At 56.2% G+C, this 12,001-nt stretch carries 7 protein-coding genes; 4 read left to right on the forward strand and 3 right to left on the reverse strand.

Annotated features, from left to right (window positions below):
• Positions 1-32 precede the first annotated feature (32 nt).
• The 3 genes from LD28_RS0110055 to LD28_RS0110065 all read left to right on the forward strand — a co-directional run bounded on the left by LD28_RS0110055 (position 33) and on the right by LD28_RS0110065 (position 7,007).
• The gene (locus tag LD28_RS0110055; RefSeq protein WP_206538745.1) at positions 33-5,588 is read left to right on the forward strand and encodes a DUF5801 repeats-in-toxin domain-containing protein; all 5,556 of its coding nucleotides are present in this window, start codon (positions 33-35) and stop codon (positions 5,586-5,588) included.
• Between the two features lie 86 nt (positions 5,589-5,674).
• The gene (locus tag LD28_RS0110060; RefSeq protein WP_033136835.1) at positions 5,675-6,235 is read left to right on the forward strand and encodes a hypothetical protein; all 561 of its coding nucleotides are present in this window, start codon (positions 5,675-5,677) and stop codon (positions 6,233-6,235) included.
• A 55-nt stretch (positions 6,236-6,290) separates the two neighbouring features.
• Positions 6,291-7,007 carry an SIMPL domain-containing protein gene (locus LD28_RS0110065; protein WP_033136836.1) on the forward strand — a complete coding sequence of 239 codons (717 nt, stop codon included), beginning with the start codon at positions 6,291-6,293 and terminating at the stop codon, positions 7,005-7,007.
• A 135-nt stretch (positions 7,008-7,142) separates the two neighbouring features.
• On the opposite strand, the gene ahpF is transcribed toward LD28_RS0110065, so the two are convergent.
• From ahpF to LD28_RS0110080, 3 genes are all read right to left on the reverse strand, one after another.
• Positions 7,143-8,723: an alkyl hydroperoxide reductase subunit F gene (ahpF, locus tag LD28_RS0110070; protein ID WP_033136837.1), complete on the reverse strand. Its 1,581-nt coding sequence runs from the start codon at positions 8,721-8,723 to the stop codon at positions 7,143-7,145.
• 154 nt (positions 8,724-8,877) lie between these two features.
• Complete coding sequence (gene ahpC, locus LD28_RS0110075) at positions 8,878-9,444, reverse strand: alkyl hydroperoxide reductase subunit C (RefSeq protein WP_005337335.1); 567 nt, start codon at positions 9,442-9,444, stop codon at positions 8,878-8,880.
• A 693-nt stretch (positions 9,445-10,137) separates the two neighbouring features.
• Positions 10,138-10,584, reverse strand: coding sequence for a CBS domain-containing protein (locus LD28_RS0110080; RefSeq protein ID WP_033136838.1), 447 nt, complete (start codon positions 10,582-10,584; stop codon positions 10,138-10,140).
• A 212-nt stretch (positions 10,585-10,796) separates the two neighbouring features.
• Between LD28_RS0110080 and queA the strand changes: the two genes are divergently transcribed.
• Positions 10,797-11,849 carry a tRNA preQ1(34) S-adenosylmethionine ribosyltransferase-isomerase QueA gene (gene queA / locus LD28_RS0110085; RefSeq protein WP_005344678.1) on the forward strand — a complete coding sequence of 351 codons (1,053 nt, stop codon included), beginning with the start codon at positions 10,797-10,799 and terminating at the stop codon, positions 11,847-11,849.
• The last annotated feature ends 152 nt before the right edge of the window (positions 11,850-12,001 follow it).

Genomic DNA, 12,001 nt, shown 5'->3' on the forward strand with positions numbered 1-12,001 from the left:
GCTTCGAGGATGACGGCCCCAAAGCAAGCAATGTGCAAGCTGCATTGGTACTTGACGATGAAGGTCTTGGTGGCGGGATCAATGGCGGTTCTGGTGATGTCGCAGGGGCCAACACCAGCGTCAATGGCAATCTGAGTTATCAGGCCGGGGCTGATGGTCTGAAGTCGCTGGAACTCACCGGGCCGACTTCGTTGGGAAGTGAAAGTGTGACCTCAACGTGGGATGCACAAAGCAGAACCTTGTCTATCAGTTCCACTCGCGGTGTCTTGATGACGGTCACTATTACTGACTCGAGCATAGGTGCCTACTCGGTGAAACTTCTGCAGCCATTGATGCACTCAGGGGGCGATACCGAAGACAATCTTACCCTCAATGTGGGTTACAAGGTGACAGATGGCGACGGGGATAGTGCCAGTGGCGTACTGGCCGTCACCATTAACGATGACACGCCGACAATTCAGGTGGGTGAGCTGTCCCTGACTTCCTCAGTCACCTTCCTGGGTAGCAACGCCGGTTATTCAAATAGCTATGGCTACTACATCAAAGGTGATGATGGCACACCTTTGTCCGGCAAAGTCATCTGGGCAAATGTTCACAGCCAGAGTGTGGGAAGCCAGACAGATATCAGTTCGCTGGATCCTGCTCATACCGGATTCTTTGTTATCCCCAATGGCGGTGCCAATCCCGGCCTTGGTAATGATGTCGCAGTCACTTTCCAGTTGATTAATGGCAAGTGGCAGGCATTTGTTGGCAGTACTGCGCTGAGTGGTGCCGATGGCGCCAACATAGTGTTCAGCGATGCCAGCCTCAACCCTGGCGGTTCACATTTGCAGGATACAGGTAGCGCAGGCAACCAGAACTGGGAGGATATGACCCTCAACTCTGACTACGACTACAACGATGTCAGCACTACTGTTACTTGGGGGGGGGCTGTTCAGTTGCAGGTCGATGAGTCCAACCTCAATCATGATGCAACAGCTGACTTTAGTGGTGTATTTAATGTGCAGCCTGGGGCGGATGGCCTTGGTTCGCAGCTTTACAAGCTGAGTGTGCAAAATGCCAACACTGGTCTGACTGATACGGTTTCTGGTGAACAGGTACGGCTCATCATGAACGGTACCACCCTCGAAGGACGTACTGCCACCACTGGCCAGCTGGTATTTAGTCTCACGGTCGACAGTAGCGGCAAGGTGACCCTTGATCAGCTGCGGGCTGTAGTTCACCCAACCTCTGATCCTGATGAAGCCACCTTTTTGGGCTCTGGCCACGTTAATTTGACTTTGACCGTCACCGATAAGGATGGTGATCATGCAAGCGGCGTACTGGATATCGGCAAGGTCATCAGCTTCAATGACGATGGCCCGAGTATCAGTGCCAACAGTGCGGCCAACGACAGTCTGCAAGTGGACGAAAGCAACCTGTCACTCAATGCCAGCACCAGCTATGCCAGCCTGTTCACCAGCAGCTTTGGCGCCGATGGGGCCGGTACGCTGGCTTACAGCCTGAGCGTCAGTGCCGCCGGAGTCGACAGCGGGCTCAACGACACCGCAACCGGCCAGAACATCCGGCTCTATCTGGAGAGCGGCAATGTGGTGGGCCGGGTCGGTAACAGCAGCGGCAGCGTGGCCTTTACCCTGTCGGTCAACAACAGCGGGGTAGTGACGCTGGATCAGGTGCGTGCCATCGAGCACACCCCGAACAGCGGCCCGGATCAGGAGAGCAGCCTGCTGTCAGCCAACCTGGTGAAACTGGTGGGGATCATCACCGACAAGGATGGAGACAGCCAGAGTGCCAGCGTGGATCTGGGCAGTGCCATCAGCTTCAAGGACGATGGCCCGAGTATCAGTGCCAGCAGTGCGGCCAATGACAGCCTGCAAGTGGATGAGAGCAATCTGTCACTCAATGCCAGCACCAGCTATGCCAGCCTGTTTACCAGCAGCTTTGGCGCCGATGGGGCCGGTACGTTGACTTACAGCCTGAGCGTCAGTGCCGCCGGAGTCGACAGCGGGCTCAACGACACGGCAACTGGCCAGAACATCCTGCTCTATCTGGAAAGTGGCAGCGTGGTGGGCCGGATAGGCAGCAGCAGCGGCAATGTGGCCTTTACCCTGTCGGTCAACAACAGCGGGGTAGTGACGCTGGATCAGGTGCGTGCCATCGAGCACACCCCGAACAGCGGACCGGATCAGGAGAGCAGCCTGCTGTCAGCCAATCTGGTGAAACTGGTCGGGACCATCACCGACAAGGATGGGGACAGCCAGAGTGCCAGCGTGGACTTGGGCAGTGCCATCAGCTTCAAGGACGATGGCCCGAGTGCCTCGGCCAAGGCGGCAGGTAGTGCCAGCGCAACCCTGGATGAGACTGGAGGGTTTGATGCAGTCGACATCAGCAGCAGTGCCATCGGTGGTCTGTTCAATGCCCCGGTCTATGGCACTGACGGCGCTGGCAGCGTGCAGTACAGCCTGAGTGCCACAGCGGGTGCTCGAACCGGGCTGTGGCTGGCGGGTCAAAGTGGCAGCGCCAGCGAAATCAAACTGGTGGCCGTGGCCAACGGTTATGAAGGATGGAGCGGTGGTAGCACCAGTGGCACCAAGGCATTCAGCGTGCTGATCGACAGCAGCGGCAAGGTTACGGTGACCCAATATGCGGCGCTGGAGCACGGGGTGGATGGCAGCAGTGCGAGTGATCATGACGACAGCGTGTCGCTGGCGGCAGCGGCGGCCATCAAGGTGGTACAGACAGTGACCGACCGTGATGGCGACAGCACCACGGCGACCAGTGCGAACGGACTTGCTATCACTTTCGAGGACGATGGCCCGAGTGCCTCGGCCAAGGCGGCAGGTAGTGCCAGCGCAACCCTGGATGAGACTGGCGGTTTTGATGCAGTCGACATCAGCAGCAGCGCCATTAGCGGTCTGTTTAATGCTCCAGTGTATGGCACTGACGGCGCCGGCAGTGTGCAGTACAGCCTGAGTGCGACTGCGGGAGCCCGCACCGGCCTGTGGCTGGCGGGGCAAAGTGGCAGCGCCAGCGAAATCAAACTGGTGGCCGTGGCCAACGGTTATGAAGGATGGACCGGCGGCAGCACCAGTGGTACCAAGGCCTTCAGCGTGCTGATAGACAGCAGCGGCAAGGTCACGGTGACCCAATATGCGGCGCTGGAGCATGGGGTGGATGGCAGCAGTGCGAGCGACCATGACGACAGCGTGTCGCTGGCGGCAGCGGCGGCCATCAAGGTGGTACAGATTGTCACTGACCGTGATGGCGACAGCACCACGGCGACCAGTGCGAACGGGTTGAACATCGCCTTCAAAGACGATGGCCCGAGTGCTGTGGCTGATACCATTACCAGTGGCACTAATGGCACTGTCAACCTGGTGCTGGTTCTCGATAGCTCAGGCAGTATTGGTAATACCAATATGCAGGTTATCAAGGATGCTGTAACGAATCTGATGAACAGCTATGGCAACTCGCTGGTCAAGGTGATGCTGGTTGATTTTGATAGTTCAGCCACTGTCAAGAGTGTCGGCAGTCAGGTATGGCTGACCAAGGATCAGGTAACTGGTCAGCTGACTAGCATCTCTTCTGGCGGATCTACTGACTACGATGATGCTTTGCAAGCGGTTCGGGACAATTATGGGACACCGCCTTCCGCTGATAACACCTTTGTATTTTTCATTTCGGATGGAGTGCCCAGTTCGGCTGATGAGGCAATTAACGCCACAGAGCGCAATGACTGGACGAACTTCCTGACGCAAAAAGGCATTGATGGTGCATATGCCGTGGGGATTGGCTCAACCAGCGTACTTGATGCCGACCTGCAAAGTGTCGCGTGGTCACCGAGTGGCGCTCACAACAGCAATGTGGTGGTGATCAATACCGCGGGTCAGCTGTCGGGAACACTGACCAACCTGACACAGGTAATAGATGGCAATGTGACAACCAATGACAGTGCTGGTGCCGACGGTTTTGGTTCGCCCAAACTGGTTTCTGTGGCGTACAACGGAACAACCTACACCTTCAATAACAGCAATACCTCTTTCACCATTGCATTGGGGACCAATAAGGGCTCCCTCTACATTGAAAATGATGGTGATTACCGATTCACTCCACCATCAGGAGGAGCAGAGGGGACGCCTGTCGAGGTCACTTACAAGATCAAGGATGGCGATGGAGATACCAGCAGTGCCAAGTTGACCATTATCAATCCGGTCCTGGTGGTTGGTAGCAATGCCAACGACACAGGTTCCGGGGCCAGCACGGCCATTGATGATCACGTTCGTCCCAACCCTCTTCTTGCTCCGGATGTTGATGGAGCAATAGTGGGTGGAGTCGGGGCAGATGTGTTGATCGGTGATGTTGGCGGAGTGACTTCGGGTAGTTACAACCTGACATTTATGGTCGATATGTCGGGGAGTATCAGCAACTCGGAATTCCAGTTGATGAAAGATGCCATCAACAACTTGCTGGCCAAGTTCAGTGGCATTGCGCAACTGCAAGTCGAGATAGGTACGTTTGCAGATAGCAGCAAATATGTTGGTACCTACTCCTCTGTTTCTGCCGCTCAGCAGGCTGTCAGCAATCTAGTGCAGTCAGGTGGAGGCACTAATTACGAAGCTGCCTTGAAACAGCTCAATACCATGATGACCGGGGATCCGGCTGCGAATCATAAATATGTCTACTTCCTCACCGATGGGGAGCCGACCGCAGGAGGCTGGACCAATTCAGCGCAGATTGCGACCGGTATAGCGGCCCTGAGTGCACTGTCTGCCTCGGATGTGGTGATTAATGCGGTCGGGATTGGGGTGCCATCTGGGGCGTCATTTGGCAATAACCTCAATGCGATCGACAACACTGCAGACAACTACCTCGCTGTAGACAGCTTTGATGACCTGTCTAGTGGCTTGGGTTCGCTGTTTACCGCCGTCAGTGTCGGCTCTGATCTGTTGCAAGGAGGTGCAGGCAACGACGTGATTTTTGGTGACAGTATTCATGCAGACAATACGGATGGCGGCTGGTTCGAGTTTGTAGCAGACAATCCGGGCAAGAGTGGTGGGCAATTGCTCAACGAACTTTACAGCCAGCATGCAGTGTATGGTAAGGAAGGTGCGGTTGGTGGTGATGATACCCTTGAAGGTGGTGATGGGAATGATGTGCTTTATGGCCAAAAAGGCAATGACATCCTGATTGGCGGTGACGGTATCGACATTCTGATTGGCGGGACCGGGTCTGACACCCTCACAGGCGGTGCTGGCAAGGATACCTTCAAGTGGATGGCAGGGGATGTGGGTGGTACCGATGTGATCAAGGACTTCACCACCGGAGCTGGCGGGGATGTGCTGGATATCAGCGAGCTGCTCAGTGGCGAGCATGCCAACAAAACCTCGCTGGATGCCTATCTCACCTTCACCAGTGGCCCGGGGAGTGGCAAGTCTACGCTCACCATCGATCTGGATGGTTCGGGTGGAAGCAGTGCGACCCATGTCATCCAGTTTGACAGCATCGACTTGACGTTGGGAGGGACGCGTAATGACCAGACCATCATTGAAGACCTGTTAAATCAGGGTAATTTGAAGGTAGATCCGTAACGCTGTCTCGGGGCCAGGTTTGCCTGGCCCCTGTTTTTTCCCCAAGGGGATGGATAAGATAGCGGCAGTAGAGGAGAGGGGTAATCATGCAGTCATTCAACTGGGTCGACATTGATGGCATCCGTTATAGCTGGGATGGGCAGGGGAATATTACCTGCGCCGGCCAGTTTGGCTATCAGGCCTCGATCGCGGGGGATCGGCTGGATGGAATGGAGATCGAAAATGAAGCCGGTGATGTTGCCGGATCGCTCAATGTCGATTTTGCGGCAGCATCCATCACTTATGTGCCAGCAATGGATTCTGAAGTATCCCGCACCGTGATCCTTGTCGGGCATGAGCAGGGTCAGCAAGAATACCCGTTGACCAGTTTTCACCCTTCATCGTTGCAGGATTTATTGGGACAGTCTGACACCATTGCATGGAGTGCGATGGATGACGAAAGTGCACTACCTGGCGTAGAACAGCCAACGCAGGGACATATCCTGTCGTGGGATTCATTCCACTTCGATGATGAGGTGCTGGCGTGTCATGAGGGGATAACAGCTGATGTGGCTGATAAATATCATGATGTCAGCGCAACCATTACTATCAGCCTCGATCTGACCAATCAGATACTGGATCAGATCCCCCCCTTGCACGATATATGAATCCCGTAGCGGCACGGGCATAATGACCTCAATCTTTCCGATTGAGGTTTTTTCTATGTGGCGTCCCCTTCTTACTCTTTCCGCTCTGGTTGTCAGTGCTCCGCTGCTGGCGATTGAAGTTCCGCAAGCGCCCCATCTGGTGGTGAGCGGTTACGCCGAGCAGAAGACCGAACCCGATATGCTTACCCTCAATGTGGCTGTGAGTGCACTGGATAAGCAGGGCCTCAAGGCCAAGCAGCAGGTCGATACCAAGGTCGCAGCCTTTTTCAGCCAACTGGAAGGGCTGGGGATCAAGCGCAGCGATGTTGAGGCTGGCAACCTGATGGTCTCTCCGGAATATCAGTATGGCGAGAACAAGAAGCCGGTATTGCTGGGATACCGTGCCCAACGGCAATTGGCGGTCAAACTCTATCAGCTGGATAAATTGAGCCCCCTGATGGATACCGCCCTCAAAGCCGGGTTGGAGTCCGTATCCCAGATTGAGTACGGGTTGAAGTCGCCGCAGGTCATCAAGGAGCAAGCGCGTTTGAATGCCGTTGAGGATGCCAAAACCAAGGCTGAATCTCTGGCCAAGGCGTTCGGGATGAAGCTTGGCAAGGTCTACAGTGTGGAGTACCGCAATGCTTCGCCCATTACCGCCTACAGCCGCAACCTGAAGGTGGTGCAGGCCATGGCGATGGCTGCACCTGTGGCGGATATGGCGGACAACAGCTATCAACAACAGCAGATCACGGTAAGTGATAATATCGAGGCTGTTTTCTTGCTGGAGTGATGCCCGTCGTTTAAGTCCAGTCATGAACAACCCCGCCATTGCTGCGGGGTTTTTATTGCGCATCGATGCAGATATAAAAAAGCCGACGCTCGTGTTTACTTCATCGGGCGTCGGCTTTTTGTTGCGCTGGGTTTATCAGACGGTCACAGCGTCAACCTTGGTCGCTTCTGGCGCCGGGTTGCGGATCAGGTAATCAAACGCACCCAGTGCGGCGGTGGCGCCGGCACCCATGGAGATGATGATCTGCTTGAACGGTACCGTGGTGGCATCCCCTGCGGCGTAGACGCCGGGCAGGGAGGTCGCACCCTTGGTATCGATCTCGATCTCGCCAAAGCGGGTCAGGGCAATCTCGCTCCCTTTGAGGAACTCGGTGTTCGGTACCAGACCGATCTGGACGAAGATACCCGCCACGGCCAGATGCTTGATCTCGCCGGTGGTGCGATCTTCGTAATCCATGCCGACCACCTTGCTGCCATCACCGATCACTTCGGTGGTGCGAGCACTCATGATGATGTCGATGTTGGCCATGGAGCGGGCCTTCTTCTGCAATACCTCGTCGGCGCGCAGAGTGTCGGCGAACTCCACCACGGTCACATGCTCGACAATGCCAGCCAAGTCGATCGCTGCCTCGATACCGGAGTTACCGCCCCCGATCACTGCAACCCGCTTGCCCTTGAAGAAGGGGCCATCGCAGTGCGGGCAGTAGGCCACGCCCTTGGTGCGGTACTCAAGCTCGCCCGGTACGTTCAGATCACGCCAGCGGGCACCGGTCGCCAGGATCACGGTGCGGCTCTTCAAGGTGGCGCCAGAGGCGAGATCCACGTTCACATATCCATCTTTGCTGATGGCGGCGGCGCGCTGTTCGGTTATCACTTCCACGCCGTACTGTTTGACGTGCTGCTCCAGGCTGGCGGCCAGTTTGGGGCCTTCGGTGTAGGGCACGGAGATAAAGTTCTCGATACCGACGGTGTCCATCACCTGACCACCGAAACGCTCGGCAACGATGGCGGTGCGAATGCCTTTACGAGCAGCGTAGATGGCCGCTGCGGCGCCAGCCGGGCCACCGCCCACCACCAGCACGTCGTAGGGATCTTTCTCATTCAGCTCGGCGGCCTTTTGCTCTGCAGCACCGGTGTCGAGCTTGGCGACGATCTCTTCCAGCGAAATACGGCCCTGGCTGAACGGTTGACCGTTCAGGTAGACATTCGGTACCGCCATGATTTGACGTTCAGCGACCTCTTCCTGGAACAGGGCGCCATCGATCATGGTGTGAGTGATGCCGGGGTTCAGGGTGGCCATCAGGTTGAGGGCCTGTACTACGTCCGGGCAGTTGTGGCAGGAGAGGGAGATATAGGTCTCGAAGTGGAACTCGCCCTTGAGATTGCGGATCTGCTCCTGCACGGCCGCATCGGCCTTGGAGGGGTGGCCGCCGCTTTGCAGCAGGGCGAGCACCAGAGAGGTAAATTCATGACCCATGGGGATGCCGGCAAAGTGAACGCGCGGGGCTTGGCCCTGCGGCGCGACACTCATGGAAGGCTTGCGAGCGGCAGTGCCAGAGGTCTGGGTGATTTTGGGGGACATCTCGGCGATCTCGCTGGCCAGTGCCAGCAGCTCTGCAGATTTGTCGCTGTCGTTGCCGGACACGCTGATCTCGATGGGATTGACGATGTACTGCAGATAGGTGTTCAGCTGTTGTTTGAGGTTGGTATCCAACATCATCGAATTCCTTCTTGTGATTGCGGGTCGGCGTGAAATTTGAGCCGGAAAGGTGACCGGCACATTTAACGCAGGCCAGAGCGCAGACCGGCGCATTTAACCGGGCCGGAAAGCAGACCGGCCCTGAAGCGGGCCGGTCTTGGAAGCGGGAGGCTTAGATCTTGCCTACCAGATCCAGGGACGGGGCCAGAGTGGCTTCGCCTTCTTTCCATTTAGCCGGGCACACTTCACCCGGGTGGGAGGCAACGTACTGGGCCGCTTTGACTTTGCGCAGCAGTTCCAGTGCGTCACGGCCGATGCCGCCAGCGTTGATCTCGACGATCTGGATGATGCCCTGCGGGTCAATCACGAAGGTACCGCGGTCAGCCAGACCAGCTTCTTCGATCATCACACCGAAGTTGCGGGTGATGGTACCAGTCGGGTCACCAATCATCGGGTACTGGATCTTCTGAATGGTGTCAGAGGTGTCGTGCCAGGCTTTGTGGGTGAAGTGGGTATCGGTAGAGACAGAGTAGATCTCGACGCCCAGCTTCTGGAATTCAGCGTAGTTGTCAGCCAGGTCGCCCAGCTCGGTCGGGCAAACGAAGGTGAAGTCAGCCGGGTAGAAAAACACCACGGACCACTTGCCTTTCAGGTCAGCGTCAGACACCTGAACGAATTTGCCATTGTGGTAGGCGGTAGCATTGAACGGCTTGATTTCAGTGTTGATGTAGGTAGACATGTATTAGCTCCTTGGTGATGTACATATGCCGGTCTGGTGTTGCAAAGCTTGGCCAGACGAGGCGTTTAACTTTCGATGGATTCATCATAGGGGCTTCTGCTAATCGATAAAAGCCGCAATTTTGAATCGCTTAAATCTACTTATTAGATAGCTCACTATGGCTGTACCTAACATGAATATTTCTGGCGCACAGAGATAACTCCTTGTCGTGGTTCAATATCTGTGCGGTGCATCGCCTTTTCAAGGCTCGGTCAGCCGTGCGCAGCCGCGATGGCGCGATGAGATGAGCGGGGGAGCACGCAGGTGGCGCAGGAGGTTGAAGCCGCTGGTTGCAGCGATGGGGATGTGCTGGCAAGGGGAGGAGAAGCCGACAAGCGCAGATAAAAAAATCCCGGCGCTATCGCAACGACAGGGCCGGGTCATCAAACAAGGAATGGCTATATAAACAAATGCTTTACAGCAAAGACTAACTACGGGGTGTGCAAACTTGCAGACATATGAGAGGAAGATAATGGGTGCACAATCCCTCGTCTCCCCCTCGGCAACTATTGCATGAGAGGGATGATAGTGTGACGTAGATCACAAGGCAAGCTTTTGGTGTAATTTTTCAATCAAAATGAAAGTGTTTCATCATTTCAGCTTATTTTGACGGCTGAAAACGCTTTTATTGTAATTTAATTACAGGTTGGGCAGTCAAAAGTCGGTAGGTGGCTCCTGCTCTTCCATCAATTCCAGCAGGTTGATGGCCACGGCAATGAAGTCCGACTCGGTGACAATGCCGATCAACTTGCGTCCTTTGAGTACCGGCAGGCAGCCATATCTGTGCCGCTGCAGGTAGAGTGCCGCCTCCTTGATGCCGGCGTGAGGGTCTACGCTCGCCACTTGCCGTGTCATGATCTCGTCGAGTTGCACGCTGTCGGTAAATTCCGCTTCCCGCTCCGGGCTGATGAGCAGCAGCTTGGATTCCCGGGTGGCCAGGATATCGGTGAGGGTCACCAGCCCCAGCAGGTGGTGCTGCTCGTCGACGATGGGAATGTGGCGGATACGCTCCTGCTGCATCAGATCCATCGCCTGTTTGACACTGTTTGCCGGACCCAGAGTGAAGGGATGTTCGGTCATGATTTCGGATAAGGTCATCATGGTGGGCCTCCTTGTGTATCTGCTTTCACCCTAGCCCAGCCCCCATTGGCAAAACATGATCAGGGTCAATACAGATCATTAAAGAATCATTAACCGGAGGTGTGTCTCAATATTGCTCGCTACCCCTTGTCTCTCTTGGGTTTTTGGTCTTTTGGGTTGCCTTGGAAGATGGGGATAACTAGACTAGCCGCCGATTCCCCCCGAGGTGAAAGATGCAAGTATCCGATTTTCATTTTGATCTGCCAGACGAGCTGATTGCCCGCTATCCCATGGCAGAGCGTACCGCCAGCCGCCTGCTGCAGCTCGATGGTCAAACTGGCGCCCTGCGCCACGGTCAATTTGTGGATGTGCTGGACCAGCTCAACCCGGGTGACCTGCTGGTATTCAACAACACCCGTGTCATTCCGGCGCGCATGTTTGGCCAGAAGGCCAGCGGCGGCAAGCTGGAGGTACTGGTGGAGCGCATTCTGGACGAGCACAGTGTGCTGGCCCATGTCCGTGCCTCCAAGGCGCCCAAGCCCGGCACCCGGATGATCATGGATGGTGGTGTGGAGGCCGAGATGCGCGCCCGCCACGACGCCCTGTTCGAGATCCACTTCCTCGACCCGCGCCCGGTGCTGGAGATTTTGGAGGCCATCGGCCACATGCCGCTGCCCCCCTATATCGACCGTCCCGACGAGGATGCCGACAAGGAGCGCTATCAGACTGTTTACAATCAGAAACCGGGCGCCGTCGCCGCGCCGACCGCCGGTCTGCACTTTGACGAGCCATTGCTTGAGAAAATTCGGGCCAAAGGGGTTGAAACGGCCTTCGTGACCCTGCATGTAGGGGCGGGGACCTTCCAGCCGGTGCGAGTGGAGAAGATTGAAGATCACCACATGCACTCCGAGTATGCGGAAGTGCCGCAAGAGGTGGTGGATGCTATCGCGGCGACTCGCGCCCGTGGTGGCCGGGTGATCGCGGTGGGGACCACCTCGGTGCGTTCGCTGGAGAGTGCAGCCAAGGTCACCCTGGCGCAGGGCAAACCGCTGGCGCCCTTCTTTAGTGACACCGACATCTTCATCTTCCCTGGCTACCAGTTCCAGATTGTCGATGCCATGGTCACCAACTTCCATCTGCCGGAGTCGACCCTGATCATGCTGGTCAGCGCCTTTGCCGGCTATGACAACGTGATGGCGGCCTATCAGGCAGCTGTGGCCGGGCAGTACCGTTTCTTCAGCTACGGGGACGCCATGTTCGTCACCCGTCGCCAGGTTGAAGCATAAGCTTCAGCTTATTGACCGGGCCGTGAGCGGCCCTCCTATTGTCAGACTGTTTCTCTGACTGAATCGAGGTAGCAATGAAATTTGAACTGAAAACCACCGACGGCCGTGCCCGTCGCGGTCAACTGGTCTTCGAACGTGGCACTGTCCAGACC

The organism is Aeromonas finlandensis (assembly GCF_000764645.1).
Taxonomy (GTDB): domain Bacteria; phylum Pseudomonadota; class Gammaproteobacteria; order Enterobacterales; family Aeromonadaceae; genus Aeromonas; species Aeromonas finlandensis.

Excerpts from the sequence above, each read along its gene's own strand:
- LD28_RS0110060 (WP_033136835.1), top strand. The coding sequence starts at position 5,675 with ATGCAGTCATTCAACTGGGTCGACATTGATGGCATCCGTTATAGCTGG.
- LD28_RS0110065 (WP_033136836.1), top strand. The coding sequence starts at position 6,291 with ATGTGGCGTCCCCTTCTTACTCTTTCCGCTCTGGTTGTCAGTGCTCCG.
- ahpF (WP_033136837.1), bottom strand. The coding sequence starts at position 8,723 with ATGTTGGATACCAACCTCAAACAACAGCTGAACACCTATCTGCAGTAC.
- ahpC (WP_005337335.1), bottom strand. The coding sequence starts at position 9,444 with ATGTCTACCTACATCAACACTGAAATCAAGCCGTTCAATGCTACCGCC.
- LD28_RS0110080 (WP_033136838.1), bottom strand. The coding sequence starts at position 10,584 with ATGATGACCTTATCCGAAATCATGACCGAACATCCCTTCACTCTGGGT.
- queA (WP_005344678.1), top strand. The coding sequence starts at position 10,797 with ATGCAAGTATCCGATTTTCATTTTGATCTGCCAGACGAGCTGATTGCC.